Raw genomic sequence first — 14,047 nt, forward strand, 5'->3', positions numbered from 1 at the left:
ATGAAGCAATTACTGACCCGCCTGACCCTGGCGGTCGGGCTGGCTGCGCCTGTGTTGGCGGTGCACGCGGATGATCAGGTCAAGCGCGGCGAATACCTCGCCCGCGCGGCTGACTGCATGGCGTGCCACACGGCACCAGGCGGCGCGCCGTTTGCCGGCGGCCTGCCGATCGTGTCGCCGTTCGGCACGATCTATGGCACCAACATCACTCCAAGCAAAGAGCACGGCATCGGTTTGTACAACGACGACGAGTTTTTCGCTGCGCTGACTGAAGGCAAGCGTCGTGACGGCGCGAACCTCTATCCGGCGATGCCGTACACCTCGTATCACTTGATGCCGCGTGCGGATTCGGATGCGATTCACGCGTATCTGAAAACCATCGAGCCAATCGAGCGTGCCGCGCCGGTGACGAGCCTGAGCTTTCCGTTCAACGTGCGTCCGGGCCTGATCGGCTGGAACATGATGTACGGCAAAGCCTTGAAGCTCGAATCTGCCGAAGGCAAAAGCGAGGCCTGGAAACGCGGCCAGTACATGGTCGAAGTGCTCGGCCATTGCGGCGAATGCCATACGCCACGCGGCCTGCCGGGCGCGATGCAGTTGGACAAACGCCTGACCGGCGGCATCCTCAACGGCTATCTGGCGCCGAGCCTGCTGGCGACGGATCTGGCGGCGCGCGGCTGGAATCATCAGGACCTGAGCACGTTCCTCAAGCACGGCATGAGCGCCCAGGGCACGATGTTCAACGAGATGTTCCCGGTGTTCCACAACAGCACCCAGGGCCTGAATGATCCGGATCTGGCGGCGATGGCGACTTTCCTGCTGGGCGACAAGCCTCCGGCGGCGAAAGAGCTGACCGAAGTGCCGGTGGAAAAACTCAGTGCCAGCGCTCAACGCGGCCGTCAGGAATACTTGAACGTCTGCGCCGGTTGTCACGCGGCCGGTGGCGAGGGTAAGCCGCACATTGCGGTGGCCATGCGTGGCAACACCACGCTGCGTCTGGAAGACCCGCGCAACCTGTTGCGAGTGATCGAGGATGGCATCGGCGAACAGAAATTCGCCGGGTTCGAACACATGCAGCCGATGCCGGGTTTTGCCGACAAGCTCAGTGCCGAACAACTGACCGATCTGCTGAACTACCTGCGTCAGGGTTGGGGTGGTCAGTCGGCCGAGCTGGCGGTCGGCGATGTGCAGAAGCTTCAGGCTGATGCCCCGTCCATCGAGCACAAGGCGCACTGATCATGCAGCATCTCGATCTGCAAGTGGTTCGGCGGGCATTGGAGTGGTCGACGGCGGGGCAGCGCATCTGGCTCTGCACCGTGCTGACCACCTACGGCTCGGCGCCGCGCGCGCCGGGTTCGCTGCTGGCGGTGAACGATGGCGGGCAGTGGATCGGGTCGCTGTCCGGTGGTTGCGTCGAGGAAGACTTTCTCGAGCGTGTCGCCGAAGGTGCGTTTCTCGATGCGATCAACGTGGTGCGTTATGGCGAAGGTGATGATCCGCGTTCGCGGGTCAGCCTGCCGTGCGGCGGCATTCTCGATGTGCTGGTAGAGAAATTTGACGCCGGCTGCGATGTGCAGGCGCACCTGCGTGAACTCGAATCGGCGTTGCTGGGGCAGCGCCGGTTGATTCGCGAGGTCGATCTGACCACCGGAGCGCGCAGCCTGTTTGCCGATCGCGAACAAGGTGCGCGGATCGAGCGTGAGATCGACCGGGTACGGATCCGCATCGGTGCCGCTCAGCGTTTGCTGTTGGCGGGATACTCCAGCGTGGCGCAGGCGTGTGCAGAGTTCGCGGTCGGTCTCGGCTTTGAAGTGATTCTCTGCGACCCGCGCGATGAGGTGCTGGAAGGCGTGGTGCTCAATGGCGTGGAGATCCGCGGGCAATTGCCGTCGGTGTTTATCGCCGACGGCGGTTGCCACCGTGATACGGCGGTGGTGGCGTTGACCCACGACCCGCGCATCGACGATCTGGCGATGATGGAAGCAGTGCGCACGGAAGCGTTCTACATTGGCGTAATGGGCTCGCAGCAGACGTCGCAGAAGCGCTTCGAGCGTTTGCGTCGGATTGGTGGTCTGGGGGAGAGCGAGCTGGCGCGGATTCATGCACCGATCGGCCTTAACCTGGGCAGCAAGACGCCGTCGGAAATCGCTTTGGCGGTGCTCGCGGATATCTTGCGGATTCGCAGCGGGATTGCGCGGGATCAGTTGTGATTGATGCTGGATGTAAAAAGGGCCGCTTTTCAGCGGCCCTTTTTTTCGCTCATCAGAAACCGAGCTTGTCGCGCAGTCCGTAGTACCACGCGCCGAGCGCGGCAAACGGTGTGCGCAGCAGTTGCCCGCCAGGGAACGGGTAGTGCGGCAGGTCGGCAAACGCATCGAAGCGCTCGGCTTGTCCGCGCAGTGCCTCGGCCAATACCTTGCCGGCCAGGTGCGTGTAGGTTACGCCGTGGCCGCTGCAGCCCTGGGAGTAATAGATGTTGTCGCCCAGGCGTCCGACCTGAGGCAGGCGCGACAGGGTCAGCAGGAAATTGCCGGTCCAGGCGTAGTCGATCTTCACGTCCTTGAGTTGCGGGAAGGCCTTGAGCATTTTCGGGCGGATGATCGCCTCAATGTTTGCCGGATCCCGCGCGCCATATACCACGCCGCCGCCGAAGATCAGACGCTTGTCGCCAGTGAGGCGGTAGTAGTCGAGCAGGTAATTGCAGTCTTCGACGCAGTAGTCCTGCGGCAGCAGGGATTTCGCCAGCTCATCGCCCAGTGGCTCGGTGGTGATGACCTGTGTGCCGCATGGCATCGATTTGGCCGCCAGTTCCGGCACCAGATTGCCGAGGTAGGCGTTGCCGGCGACGATGATGAATTTGGCTCGGACCTTGCCTTGCGGTGTGTGCACGACCGGATTGGCGCCGCGTTCGATGCGCACGGCCGGTGACTGTTCGTAGATGGTGCCGCCCAGGGATTCCACGGCGGCAGCTTCGCCCAGCGCCAGGTTAAGCGGGTGGATATGGCCGCCGCTCATGTCGAGCATGCCGCCGACGTATTGATCGCAGGCGACCACTTCGCGGATGCGGCGCTGATCGAGCAGTTCCAGTTGGGTATGGCCGAAGCGTTCCCACAGGCGCTTCTGCGATTCGAGGTGGCCCATTTGCTTGGCGGTGAGGGCGGCGAATACGCCACCGTCTTTCAGGTCGCACTGGATGTTGTACTTGCTGACGCGCTCACGAATGATCCGGCCGCCCTCGAACGCCATCTGCCCGAGCAGTTGCGCCTGTTTCGGGCCGACGCTGCGTTCGATCACGTCGATGTCACGGCTGTAGCTGTTGACGATCTGCCCGCCATTGCGCCCCGAAGCGCCGAAGCCGACCTTGGCGGCTTCCAGCACGGTCACGCGAAAACCGTTCTCCAGCAGGAACAGGGCCGAGGAAAGTCCCGTATAACCAGCGCCGATCACACAGACATCCCTCTCCACGTCATCCTGAAGGGCAGGGCGTGGTGGTACGGCGTTGGCCGACGCAGCGTAATAAGACTCTGGGTAAGGGGTGTTCGCCATCCTGCAGCCTCTGTTTAATATATTTTACGAGTGCAGCGATCCTACCCCAGTTGAAAAACCTCCGCCAGCCACCGGGAAATCTTCTTGCGTCGGGTCGAAATTAAATATTTTGCATATTCATAGGGTTAGGTGAAAAAAAGGTGTTGACACCCCTCCGGAATTCCGTAGAATGCCGCCTCACAGCAGGCACGTAGCTCAGTTGGTTAGAGCACCACCTTGACATGGTGGGGGTCGTTGGTTCGAGTCCAATCGCGCCTACCAAACAAAATCCGCTCTGCTGGGCGGTCTGGAAGGGCTCACCGAAAGGTGGGCCCTTTTTTTGTTGTCTGCGATTTCAGAACCTTTGCAAAATTTCGGTTTGGTCGACCGCAGCTACACTTCGGTACATTTGCAGGGGTGTATTCATGAGGCGCCAATTCAGGCGCGCCGGTCCAGGCGAAATCGAAAGCCTGTTGAAGATTGATCCAGTCGCTGAAAAAGATAGCTGCCGTCGCGAGTACATCACGAGGGCCGTCAGGGCAGAGGCGTGCTGGGTTGTCTGCGAGGCGGACGATCCTGGCGCTCCCCTCGGCTACGGATGCCTGGATCGAAGCTTTTTTGGAGAGTGGTTCATACCTCTCGTGGTCGTTTCCAGTGCGAACAGGCGTTCCGGCGTGGGGCGGCAGATCGTGAGCGGTCTGGAGCAGCATGCCGGTGCAGAAAAGATCTTCACGTCGACCAATACGTCCAACTCGCCGATGCGACAGATGCTGACCAATCTTGGATATCAGCACAGCGGCATGGTGGAGAATCTTGATCCGGGGGATCCTGAGCTCATTTTTGTAAAATTCTTGAGCCAGGCGCGTATTGATCGTGATGGATTTTGATCCATTCGTCGCCGACCGTCGCGAGCGACCTTTTAAATAGTGTGGATATTTAAGGGGTTACGTATTTTATTAACCGTCCGGTTATCAAAAATACGTTGTTACATACTGGGAAAATCAGTAATATCCGCCCCGCGTTCACCACCACGGTTTATGCATTTTTAAATCCCAAGCTTCCATCAGCTGCTTGGGATTTTTTTTGCCCGCGATTTGCCTCTCCCGCACCTTTGCCCATTCTCTCGTCTCGCCCGCTTCTGTTTTACGGGAAGGGTGGCAGGCAACCCCACACTTTTTCGACTACTACTGTTTGGCTGATTTCAATTCTGCCGGACAGGAGTTCATCGATGCTGGTTCATTGGTTTCTTGCAGCGATTCATTTACTGGCGTTTGCCTTGGGCTTCTGGGCGGTGTTGACGCGTGGAACGGCTTTCAGCCGTCTGGCGTCCGGCTCCGGTGAGGTCGGGCGCGTATTGCTTGCCGACAATCTTTGGGGGCTTTCGGCGCTGGTCTTGCTCATCACCGGCGGCATGCGCGCCTTCGGAGGTTATGAGAAGGGAACCGACTACTACCTGCACCAGCCGCTGTTCCATCTGAAGATGACGCTGTTTGTGCTTATTCTGCTTCTGGAGCTGGTTCCGATGATCACCCTGATCAAGTGGCGCATGGCCAAGGCGCGCGGCGCTGCCCCTGATACAGGACGTGCGAAGGTATTCGCGCGGATCAGTCATGCCGAAGCGCTGCTGTTGATATTGATGGTCGTGGCGGCCACCGGGATGGTGCGTGGCGTTACATTCGGCTAGGCGGGCGAGATTCCCGGCCGCTATTCGGAAACGTCCGACAGCCAGCCCGTTGAATGACGGTTAGTATCGGTTGCGAGAAGGGTTGAGGCAGGAAGGGGCTTGGCGCGCGCCGTCACCAGGGAGGTGGGGGAATGGCAATACGGCGCTTGAATCTTTAGCCAGTCATTGCGCGCAGGCAAACGAACTGGCTACTGACTGCGGTAGGGCTCAGGGCGTTTGTGGCTTGTCCGGAGCGGTCAGGCCAGCCTGGATGCGCTGGTAGATCTCTTCCCGGTGCACTGCAACGTTCTTCGGAGCATTGATGCCGATTCGAACTTGCTGGCCGCTGACGCCGAGAATGGTGATCGTGATGTCATCACCAATGTTTATGCTTTCACCGACTTTGCGGGTGAGTATCAGCATGGTCTTCTCCTTGATTGCTTTGTAGGGCACCTGATTCAGACAGTGCAGAGGTCGGTGGTACGTATAGATTAGTGCGAAGTCTTACAGTTTGGGTGCCTCTTTCTGACGCGCAGCAGCGGCATTAATTCCCAGCGCGTAACTATACAGGGGCCGTCGGCATCAATCTCGTAGTTTTATGCCGCAATTTGCGGGGCTCGGAAAGTATTCTCGAATGTTAAGATCGCCGCTTTGAGAATTCAGAGGGAAGCGTTGTGCGCAAATTGGTCTGGGTAGTCGCGGCACTGGCATTGGCAGGATGTGGCGAAGGCAAGAGTGTGGATGCGCAAAAGCCGAAACCGGCGGTGGTAACGGCGCCTGCTGCGGTGGGCCCGCAGTGGGATCTGGAAGTGCGCGGTGAAACCCCTCAGGCCGTCAGCGACCTCAGTGGCTGGCTGATCGAGCATGGTTTTGTGGCCAGTGTCATCAAGGACGCCAGCGGCAAGACCCGGATCCTCCTCGGCCCTTTCAATTCGAAGGCTGACGCAGAGGCGCGTCAGGCGGATGTGAATGCGGCGCTGGTCAAGGCGAAGAAGCAGAACATCGAAACGCTGGTGGTCGAGCGCACGGCGGCCCAGTAAACGATCCGTTCGGCGGAGCTGACTAAAGGGTGTCCCCCGTGATTCGTTTTCAAGGAGTCACTGAAGATACTCAGAAGGAGCTCCGCATGGCCTCCGCCAATCCTTACAAGTTGTTCGACGTTGTTTTGCGTCACAAGCAGCAGTTGAGCCCGCATCTCATGCGGATCACGCTCTCAAGCCCCACGGTCACCGAGATGGCGACCTGGGCGCCGGATCAGCGAGTGAAGCTGTTTTTTCCTGCCGCAGACGGCTCACCCGCCAAGCTTTCTCAGGGCGAGGGGTGGTACGCCCGTTTCCGCTCGATGCTGATCGATCGTCGCCCGGCGATGCGCACCTACACCATCCGTCATTTGCGCGCAGAGTCAGGTGAAGTCGATATCGATTTTGTCCTGCATGGCGAAACCGGCCCCGCCTCCCGTTGGGCGTTGCGAGCGCAACCTGGCGAGTCGATGCAGATTCTGGCGCCCGACAGCCGATTCTCTGCACAAGAGGCGGGGGGATTTGAATGGAAACCTCCGCAAACGCTCAAGCAACTTCTTCTGGTCGCCGATGCCACAGCGTTGCCGGCCGCCATGGGAATTCTGGAAGAACTGGCGGCACTGGCTGAACCGCCGCAGGCTCAGGCGTTTTTTGAGGTCGACAGTCGTGAAGACATGTTGGCGGTTCCTGACTGGCCCGGGCTTTCGGTGCAATGGCTGATCCGCGATCACGCAGCTGCCGGCACGTTGATGGTGGAAGCCGTGCGGCAGGCGACGTTGCCTGTCGATGCATCGCCGGCGGGGCAGGCGGTCGAGCTGGCGGATGTCGACATTGAAGAAGAGATTCTGTGGGAGATCGCCGAAACGGCCAGCGAGGGATTCTATGGCTGGATCGCTGGAGAATCCACCGCTGTCATGAGTCTGCGCAAGTACTTGATCAAGGAGCGTGGCATCCCGCGCGAGTCGCTCAATCTGATGGGCTACTGGCGTTACAACAAGTCCGGCGGCTGAGCACAAAAAAGGCCTTGAGTTTGTCGCTCAAGGCCTTTTCTTTTGATCAGGATATCAACCGCAGGCTTTCAGGTTCACCGGGCCGACAAATTCGTTGCCGCGTCCCATCACGCAGGCCACGCTCTGGTTACGCTGACGTTCCCAGTCTTGCACCGGATAAGTCTTGTCCCAGGCTTCGTACAGTTGCCGATCCTGCTTCGACAAGCGCAAGCCGTATTGTTTGCTCATGTAAAAGTAGGTGCGGGCGATCATGCCGCGGATCGAAGGGCGGGGCATGACCTTCTTCGCCTTGAAGTCGACCTGAGTCAGGCAGGAGCCGTACTGACCTTTTTCGACCGGCAGCCAGCCGTAGCTGAAATTGCTGCGGTCGCCATTCACCTCGCCGATGCTCGGCACCAGGTTGTGAAGGTCGGCTTCGGCTTTCTGATAACTCGGGTCGTAGCGGGTGCAATTCTTGCGACCGCCTTCCTGCCAGCATTGACGCTGATGGCCGAACTGCCACGCGGGAACGATGTGCTCCCATTCGATGCGGGACGCCCGCTTGGCGTTCTTGCGTGGGACGTAGCCGCAGGCGGCCAGATCAACCTTGTTGCCGGTGTATTTGCACCCGCAATAGAACTCGGTGGATTGTGGTGCGTACAGCTTCCAGGCGACCTTCTTGGCCTCGGTGAATGTACGCGGTGCGCCGGCGTGCGCACCCAGGGAAATGAAAAGCAACAGCACAGCAGCAAAACGCAGAATCATTGAATCAATCTTCCTTCGGCACAACCCAGAAAATCTGCACGCCGCCATCGTCGCGGTAGGCGAGGGTGACGTTGTCGTTCTCGTCGATCTCTTCCAGCAAACGCTCCCAGTCATCCACCGGCTCGTCCGGAAGGCGGAAGATCAGTGCGGCTTTGGCTTTTTGTGCGGTGGGGGAGTTGATGATTTTTTGAACGCGTATGCCCATGCGTTCGTAAGCGTCAGGAGCATCAGGGGAAGTGGCCACGAGGTTATCCTTATTAAGCTGTACGTGCATACAGTATTTAACTGTAGGCATTTTCGCAACTGCTTAAAATTCAAGAAAATCCTCTGACAGCGGTTTTCCGGTTTTGATGTCACTCAGGTGAAATTTTTCTTTGGAGGAGGCGCAAGCTTCACCCTTCGTCAAGTTGACGAAGGGTGAAGTCAGTGCCCGATCAGGAAAAGATCAGGCGAGGTCAAATCAGTATTCCCAGAACATCCGTTGCAGCTCTTTGCTGTCGTTAGTCTTGGTCAACGCGACCATGGCCAGGATGCGGGCTTTCTGTGGGTTCAAGTCGTGAGCAACCACCCAGTCGTATTTGTCGTCAGGCTGTTCGGCGTTGCGCAGGACAAAACCACCGGCATTGACGTGAGACGAGCGAATGATCTGCACGCCGTCCTTGCGCAGCGCTTGCAGGGTCGGAACCACGCGGGAGGAAACAGAACCGTTGCCGGTACCGGCATGGATGATCGCCTTGGCGCCGGACTGGGCGAGGGCCTTGTAGGCCGTGTCGCTGACATTGCCGTAGGAATAGGCGATTTCTACATCAGGAAGGCTCTTGATGTTTTTGATGTCGAACTCCGAATCCATGGTGTGGCGCTTGGCTGGCAGGCGGAACCAGTAGGATTTGCCTTCTACCACCATGCCGAGCGGGCCCCAGGCGCTTTTGAAGGCTTCGGTCTTGATGTTGATCATCTTGCTGACATCGCGACCCGACTGGATTTCATCGTTCAGGGTGACCAGTACGCCTTTGCCGCGAGCTTCTTTGCTGCTGGCGACGGCCACGGCGTTGTACAGGTTCAGCATGCCGTCCGCCGACATCGCGGTGCCCGGGCGCATGGAGCCGACGACGATGATCGGCTTGTCGGTTTTTTCCACCAGGTTCAGGAAGTACGCAGTCTCTTCCAGGGTGTCGGTGCCGTGGGTAATGACGATGCCATCGACGTCTTTGCTGTCGGCCAGTTCGGAAACACGACGACCCAGTTGCAGGAGGTTTTCGTTGGTGATGCTTTCCGAGGCGATTTGCATGACCTGTTCGCCACGCACATTGGCCAGCGTGCTCAGCTCGGGAATGCCGGCGATCAATTGCTCGATGCCCACTTTCGCGGCCTGATAGGTCGCGCTGTTGGCAGCGCTGGCGCCCGCGCCGGCAATGGTGCCGCCGGTTGCCAGTACCACCACGTTGGCCAGCTTGGCCTGGGTTTCAGCTTCTTTTGCCTGGAGGGCGGTTGGCAGGAGTAGCAGGAGGGCCAAAGCGCCCGGAACGAAACTCTTCAAAGCAGATGTCATTATTTTTCTCTCTAGTAGTGAGACGGTGCTGATGCAGGTTCATCTAGATGCGCCCCGGGCCGATCTGAATGCCAGGGGTGCAGGGAGGGAGCAGGATCTGTACCAGTCGTACTGTGCTTGAGAGAAATGTTTAACCTTATGATTTAAATCAAGATTTATTCGAAGAGTGGCTGTGAGCTTCCCTCGCTCATCCGGGTTTCCGAACACGGGATGTTTTCTCGTTCGGCTCACCGAAAAGGACTACGCACCTCGTCCGTAAACTGAACTGGCCGCTTTTCAGATCTCTGCTAAAGAAAACGGCGCGCTGGCCGATGCGCCTTGATAGGGATCCAATTTTTCAGGAGTTCAAATGTCATTGACTATCGGTTTGCCAAATCCCGGCGCGGTCACTATCGGCGGAAAAACGGCCGCGACGATCAATGCCCTGAGCGAGGCGAACGAGCAAGCATCGGCCGAGGCGCTGGGTAAAGACGCGGGCGAAACCAAGGAAGTCAGAACCGGTGGCGGCCCCGTGCAGGAAGAGGCGCCGGCCGAGAGCAGTGGCAATCAAAGCATCACGATAAAAATACTGCTCAAGCGCATGAAGGAATTGCAGCAGCAATTGCAGGAGCAGCAGCAGCAATTGGCTGCCGCGCAGGCAGCGAGTTATCCGACCGAAGAAGCCAAGACGACTGTTGTGATGTCGATTCAGGGGCAGATCGCAGACACCAACGCAGCCCTCATGGAAGTGGCCGGCAACCTGGTTCGTGAGATGGCCAAGGGTTCTGGCAGCGGCGGTGTGATCAACACGACCGCGTAGGAAAAGGGGCGATGACGGTTATTCGCCCTACAAAAAAAGCAGATCTTCAGTCGTTGACAAATGTCGGCAGGATTCGCATAGTTCGGTCTACGCAAACGTTTGCGCGGCCTTCGCGATAGATTGAATTGTCGTGGGGTGCAGCGAGCTTACGCCAGTGCAAGCGTTGCTCACAATAATCATAAGATCGGAGTGAACCCATGAAGCTGCCATTCGCTGGACGTCTTCTTGCTGTCGCCATGCTGGCTGCCGCATCCGCCGCACTGCCTGTCTCTTCGGCTTTCGCCGAATCCCCTGAAAAACCAAAAGTCGCCCTGGTCATGAAATCCCTGGCCAACGAGTTCTTCCTGACCATGGAAGATGGCGCCAAGGCCTACCAGAAAGAACATTCCGCCGATTTCGACCTGATCTCCAACGGCATCAAGGACGAAACCGACACGGCGGGGCAGACGCGCATCGTCGAGCAGATGATTCTGGCGAAGGTCAACGCACTGGTCATCGCACCGTCTGATTCCAAGGCGATGGTGCCAGTGATCAAGAAGGCGTTCGATGCCGGTATCACCGTGATCAACATCGATAACCAACTCGATCCGGCTGTGATCAAAAGCAAGAACATCAGCGTTCCGTTCGTAGGCCCGGACAACCGCAAAGGCGCGCGTCTGGTGGGTGAGTACCTGGCCAAGCAACTGAAGGCCGGTGACGAAGTCGGCATCATTGAAGGTGTCTCCACGACGACCAACGCCCAGCAGCGTACCGCTGGCTTCAAGGATGCGATGGAGGCTGCACAGATCAAGGTTGTCTCCCTGCAGTCCGGTGACTGGGAAATCGACAAGGGCAACAAGGTGGCCGCTTCGATTCTCAGCGAATACCCGGACGTCAAGGCGCTGCTGGCCGGTAACGACAGCATGGCCGTGGGCGTCGTTTCCGCCGTGCGCGCTGCCGGCAAGGCCGGTCAGGTGAAGGTTGTCGGTTACGACAACATAAATGCCATCAAACCCATGCTGAAGGACGGCCGTGTTCTGGCGACTGCTGACCAGTTCGCCGCGAAGCAAGCGGTGTTTGGCATCGAGACCGCGCTGAAAATCATCAAGGGCGAGAAAGTCGACAGTGGTGCGAACGGTGTGATCGAAACGCCGGTCGAGCTGGTCACCAAGTAAGTCCACTGGCGACACAATGGCGCTCGTCCGTCCGGGCGAGCGCATGGAGATTTTTATGTCAGTTTCCGCTCCGAACGCTGTCCTCTCGGTCAGCGGTATCGGCAAGACCTATGCGCAACCGGTTCTGACCGGCATCGACCTGACGTTGATGCGCGGTGAAGTGCTGGCGCTGACCGGTGAGAACGGTGCCGGCAAAAGCACCCTGTCGAAGATCATCGGCGGGCTGGTCACACCCACCACCGGCCAGATGCAATTCCAGGGCAAGGAGTATCGCCCCGGCAGTCGCACGCAGGCTGAAGAGCTGGGTGTGCGCATGGTCATGCAAGAGCTCAATCTGCTGCCGACGCTGTCGGTGGCCGAGAACCTGTTCCTCGACAATCTGCCGAGCAACGGTGGCTGGATCAGCCGCAAGCAGCTGCGCAAGGCCGCGATCGAAGCCATGGCTCAAGTCGGCCTCGATGCCATCGATCCGGACACACTGGTCGGCGAGCTGGGTATCGGTCACCAGCAAATGGTCGAAATCGCCCGTAACCTGATCGGCGATTGCCACGTGCTGATCCTCGACGAACCGACCGCGATGCTGACCGCCCGTGAGGTCGAGATGCTCTTTGAGCAGATCACCCGGCTGCAGGCGCGTGGCGTCTCGATCATCTACATCTCCCATCGCCTCGAAGAACTGGCCCGGGTCGCTCAGCGCATTGCCGTGCTGCGTGACGGCAACCTAGTGTGCGTCGAGCCGATGGCCAATTACAACAGCGAGCAACTGGTCACCCTGATGGTCGGTCGCGAGCTGGGCGAGCATATCGATCTCGGGGCTCGTAATATCGGCGCGCCGGCCCTGACGGTCAAAGGCCTGACCCGCTCCGACAAGGTGCGCGACGTGTCCTTTGAGGTTCGCGCCGGTGAGATTTTTGGCATCTCGGGTCTGATCGGGGCAGGGCGCACCGAACTTTTGCGGCTGATCTTCGGCGCCGATGTCGCGGACAGCGGCACGGTGGCACTCGGTTCTCCGGCCCAGGTGGTGAGCATTCGCTCGCCAGTCGACGCCGTGCGCAATGGCATCGCCTTGATCACCGAAGATCGCAAGGGCGAAGGCCTGCTGCTGAGCCAATCGATCAGCGCCAACATTGCCTTGGGCAACATGCCGGAGATTTCCAGCGGCGGGTTCGTCAACAACGGCGATGAAACCAAGCTCGCGCAGCGGCAGATCGACGCGATGCGTATCCGCAGTTCCAGCCCGACGCAGTTGGTGTCGGAGCTGTCCGGCGGCAATCAGCAAAAGGTGGTGATCGGTCGCTGGCTCGAGCGCGACTGTTCGGTGTTGCTATTCGATGAGCCGACTCGTGGTATCGATGTCGGCGCCAAGTTCGATATTTATGCCTTGCTCGGCGAACTGACCCGTCAGGGCAAAGCGCTGGTTGTGGTGTCCAGCGATTTGCGCGAGCTGATGCTGATCTGCGACCGCATCGGCGTGTTGTCGGCGGGGCGCCTGATCGACACGTTCGAGCGCGACAGCTGGACCCAGGATGACTTGCTTGCCGCCGCGTTCGCCGGCTACCAGAAACGTGATGCGTTGCTCAACGAAGCAGCGCCTAGGGACCTCCCATGAAAACTGCATCTTCCGCAGGCAAATCCAGCGGCAATTTCTACGGCCTCGGCACTTACCTGGGCCTGGCCGGCGCGTTGCTGGCAATGATTGCGCTGTTCTCGGTCATGAGCAGCCATTTCCTGTCGTATAACACCTTCAGCACCCTGGCCAACCAGATTCCCGACCTGATGGTTCTGGCGGTGGGCATGACGTTTGTCCTGATCATCGGCGGGATCGACCTGTCGGTAGGCTCGGTACTGGCGCTCGCAGCATCCACTGTCAGCGTTGCAATCCTCGGCTGGGGCTGGAGCGTATTGCCGGCTGCTTTGTTGGGTATGGCCGTTGCCGCGTTGGCCGGCACGGTTACCGGCTCGATTACCGTGGCGTGGCGAATTCCGTCGTTCATCGTGTCTCTGGGTGTGCTGGAGATGGCCCGTGGTCTGGCCTATCAGATGACCGGTTCGCGTACCGCCTACATCGGTGATTCCTTCGCCTGGCTGTCGAACCCGATCGCCTTCGGTATTTCGCCGTCGTTCATCATTGCCTTGCTGGTCATCTTCATTGCCCAGGCCGTTTTGACCCGTACCGTGTTCGGTCGCTACCTGATCGGCATTGGCACCAACGAAGAAGCGGTGCGTCTGGCGGGGATCAATCCAAAGCCCTACAAGATCCTGGTGTTCAGCCTCATGGGTCTGCTTGCCGGCATCGCAGCGCTGTTCCAGATTTCCCGACTGGAAGCGGCCGACCCGAATGCTGGTTCCGGCCTTGAGCTGCAAGTCATCGCTGCCGTGGTGATCGGCGGCACCAGCCTGATGGGGGGGCGTGGTTCGGTGATCAGCACCTTTTTCGGTGTGTTGATCATCTCCGTGCTGGCGGCGGGTCTGGCGCAGATTGGCGCGACCGAGCCGACCAAGCGCGTCATCACCGGTGCGGTGATCGTGATCGCCGTGGTGCTCGACACCTATCGCAGTCAACGCGCAAGCCGACGGGGCTGAT

Annotated in this window: 15 protein-coding genes and 1 tRNA gene; 11 read left to right on the forward strand and 5 right to left on the reverse strand. The window is 59.1% G+C overall.

From position 1 onward, the window contains the following. Entirely contained in the window at nucleotides 1-1,236 is a 1,236-nt protein-coding gene (locus LOY31_RS10075; protein ID WP_085607850.1) for a cytochrome c, read from the forward strand. A gap of 2 nt (nucleotides 1,237-1,238) precedes the next feature. Then, a complete protein-coding gene (locus tag LOY31_RS10080; protein ID WP_221534610.1) occupies nucleotides 1,239-2,210 on the forward strand; it encodes an XdhC family protein in 972 nt (323 codons plus the stop codon). 52 nt (nucleotides 2,211-2,262) lie between these two features. On the opposite strand, the gene LOY31_RS10085 is transcribed toward LOY31_RS10080, so the two are convergent. Continuing rightward, entirely contained in the window at nucleotides 2,263-3,546 is a 1,284-nt protein-coding gene (locus LOY31_RS10085; RefSeq protein ID WP_221534608.1) for an FAD-binding oxidoreductase, read from the reverse strand. A 184-nt stretch (nucleotides 3,547-3,730) separates the two neighbouring features. On the opposite strand from LOY31_RS10085, the gene LOY31_RS10090 reads away from it, so the two are divergent. From LOY31_RS10090 to LOY31_RS10100, 3 genes are all read left to right on the forward strand, one after another. Beyond that, a tRNA-Val gene (locus LOY31_RS10090) sits at nucleotides 3,731-3,807 on the forward strand. Nucleotides 3,808-3,950: 143 nt separating this feature from the next. Beyond that, nucleotides 3,951-4,412 carry an N-acetyltransferase gene (locus tag LOY31_RS10095; protein ID WP_221534606.1) on the forward strand — a complete coding sequence of 154 codons (462 nt, stop codon included), beginning with the start codon at nucleotides 3,951-3,953 and terminating at the stop codon, nucleotides 4,410-4,412. Between the two features lie 341 nt (nucleotides 4,413-4,753). Then, complete coding sequence (locus LOY31_RS10100) at nucleotides 4,754-5,209, forward strand: DUF2214 family protein (protein WP_258713182.1); 456 nt, start codon at nucleotides 4,754-4,756, stop codon at nucleotides 5,207-5,209. 207 nt (nucleotides 5,210-5,416) lie between these two features. Here LOY31_RS10100 and csrA read toward each other — a convergent pair whose 3' ends face one another. Continuing rightward, on the reverse strand, nucleotides 5,417-5,611 hold the full coding sequence (gene csrA, locus LOY31_RS10105; protein WP_003179932.1) for a carbon storage regulator CsrA: 195 nt from the start codon (nucleotides 5,609-5,611) through the stop codon (nucleotides 5,417-5,419). 251 nt (nucleotides 5,612-5,862) lie between these two features. On the opposite strand from csrA, the gene LOY31_RS10110 reads away from it, so the two are divergent. Continuing rightward, nucleotides 5,863-6,228 carry an SPOR domain-containing protein gene (locus LOY31_RS10110; protein ID WP_179692054.1) on the forward strand — a complete coding sequence of 122 codons (366 nt, stop codon included), beginning with the start codon at nucleotides 5,863-5,865 and terminating at the stop codon, nucleotides 6,226-6,228. An 86-nt stretch (nucleotides 6,229-6,314) separates the two neighbouring features. After that, nucleotides 6,315-7,217, forward strand: coding sequence for a siderophore-interacting protein (locus LOY31_RS10115; RefSeq protein WP_221534604.1), 903 nt, complete (start codon nucleotides 6,315-6,317; stop codon nucleotides 7,215-7,217). A gap of 54 nt (nucleotides 7,218-7,271) precedes the next feature. Here LOY31_RS10115 and LOY31_RS10120 read toward each other — a convergent pair whose 3' ends face one another. The 3 genes from LOY31_RS10120 to LOY31_RS10130 all read right to left on the reverse strand — a co-directional run bounded on the left by LOY31_RS10120 (nucleotide 7,272) and on the right by LOY31_RS10130 (nucleotide 9,510). Then, nucleotides 7,272-7,961: an endonuclease gene (locus tag LOY31_RS10120; protein ID WP_007956001.1), complete on the reverse strand. Its 690-nt coding sequence runs from the start codon at nucleotides 7,959-7,961 to the stop codon at nucleotides 7,272-7,274. Nucleotides 7,962-7,965: 4 nt separating this feature from the next. Continuing rightward, complete coding sequence (locus LOY31_RS10125) at nucleotides 7,966-8,235, reverse strand: DUF1654 domain-containing protein (protein ID WP_408980475.1); 270 nt, start codon at nucleotides 8,233-8,235, stop codon at nucleotides 7,966-7,968. 186 nt (nucleotides 8,236-8,421) lie between these two features. Continuing rightward, entirely contained in the window at nucleotides 8,422-9,510 is a 1,089-nt protein-coding gene (locus tag LOY31_RS10130) for an asparaginase (protein ID WP_007956004.1), read from the reverse strand. A 349-nt stretch (nucleotides 9,511-9,859) separates the two neighbouring features. Here LOY31_RS10130 and LOY31_RS10135 point away from each other — a divergent pair, with 349 nt between their 5' ends. The 4 genes from LOY31_RS10135 (at nucleotide 9,860) to LOY31_RS10150 (ending at nucleotide 14,046) form a co-directional block, all read left to right on the forward strand. Beyond that, complete coding sequence (locus LOY31_RS10135; protein ID WP_085607839.1) at nucleotides 9,860-10,309, forward strand: hypothetical protein; 450 nt, start codon at nucleotides 9,860-9,862, stop codon at nucleotides 10,307-10,309. A gap of 197 nt (nucleotides 10,310-10,506) precedes the next feature. Then, the gene (locus tag LOY31_RS10140; protein ID WP_258713184.1) at nucleotides 10,507-11,463 is read left to right on the forward strand and encodes a sugar ABC transporter substrate-binding protein; all 957 of its coding nucleotides are present in this window, start codon (nucleotides 10,507-10,509) and stop codon (nucleotides 11,461-11,463) included. A 55-nt stretch (nucleotides 11,464-11,518) separates the two neighbouring features. After that, nucleotides 11,519-13,072 carry a sugar ABC transporter ATP-binding protein gene (locus LOY31_RS10145; protein ID WP_258713185.1) on the forward strand — a complete coding sequence of 518 codons (1,554 nt, stop codon included), beginning with the start codon at nucleotides 11,519-11,521 and terminating at the stop codon, nucleotides 13,070-13,072. Continuing rightward, nucleotides 13,069-14,046 (forward strand): ABC transporter permease, encoded by a 978-nt coding sequence (locus tag LOY31_RS10150; protein WP_258713186.1) that lies wholly within the window; start codon nucleotides 13,069-13,071, stop codon nucleotides 14,044-14,046. Before LOY31_RS10145 ends, LOY31_RS10150 begins: the two co-directional genes overlap by 4 nt. Nucleotide 14,047: the final 1 nt, after the last annotated feature.

It is taken from the genome of Pseudomonas sp. B21-021, assembly GCF_024749205.1.
Taxonomy (GTDB): domain Bacteria; phylum Pseudomonadota; class Gammaproteobacteria; order Pseudomonadales; family Pseudomonadaceae; genus Aquipseudomonas; species Aquipseudomonas paraglycinae.

Excerpts from the sequence above, each read along its gene's own strand:
- LOY31_RS10130 (WP_007956004.1), bottom strand. The coding sequence starts at position 9,510 with ATGACATCTGCTTTGAAGAGTTTCGTTCCGGGCGCTTTGGCCCTCCTG.
- LOY31_RS10095 (WP_221534606.1), top strand. The coding sequence starts at position 3,951 with ATGAGGCGCCAATTCAGGCGCGCCGGTCCAGGCGAAATCGAAAGCCTG.
- LOY31_RS10100 (WP_258713182.1), top strand. The coding sequence starts at position 4,754 with ATGCTGGTTCATTGGTTTCTTGCAGCGATTCATTTACTGGCGTTTGCC.
- LOY31_RS10145 (WP_258713185.1), top strand. The coding sequence starts at position 11,519 with ATGTCAGTTTCCGCTCCGAACGCTGTCCTCTCGGTCAGCGGTATCGGC.
- LOY31_RS10085 (WP_221534608.1), bottom strand. The coding sequence starts at position 3,546 with ATGGCGAACACCCCTTACCCAGAGTCTTATTACGCTGCGTCGGCCAAC.
- LOY31_RS10135 (WP_085607839.1), top strand. The coding sequence starts at position 9,860 with ATGTCATTGACTATCGGTTTGCCAAATCCCGGCGCGGTCACTATCGGC.
- LOY31_RS10075 (WP_085607850.1), top strand. The coding sequence starts at position 1 with ATGAAGCAATTACTGACCCGCCTGACCCTGGCGGTCGGGCTGGCTGCG.
- LOY31_RS10125 (WP_408980475.1), bottom strand. The coding sequence starts at position 8,235 with ATGCACGTACAGCTTAATAAGGATAACCTCGTGGCCACTTCCCCTGAT.
- LOY31_RS10080 (WP_221534610.1), top strand. The coding sequence starts at position 1,239 with ATGCAGCATCTCGATCTGCAAGTGGTTCGGCGGGCATTGGAGTGGTCG.
- LOY31_RS10150 (WP_258713186.1), top strand. The coding sequence starts at position 13,069 with ATGAAAACTGCATCTTCCGCAGGCAAATCCAGCGGCAATTTCTACGGC.
- LOY31_RS10115 (WP_221534604.1), top strand. The coding sequence starts at position 6,315 with ATGGCCTCCGCCAATCCTTACAAGTTGTTCGACGTTGTTTTGCGTCAC.
- csrA (WP_003179932.1), bottom strand. The coding sequence starts at position 5,611 with ATGCTGATACTCACCCGCAAAGTCGGTGAAAGCATAAACATTGGTGAT.
- LOY31_RS10140 (WP_258713184.1), top strand. The coding sequence starts at position 10,507 with ATGAAGCTGCCATTCGCTGGACGTCTTCTTGCTGTCGCCATGCTGGCT.
- LOY31_RS10120 (WP_007956001.1), bottom strand. The coding sequence starts at position 7,961 with ATGATTCTGCGTTTTGCTGCTGTGCTGTTGCTTTTCATTTCCCTGGGT.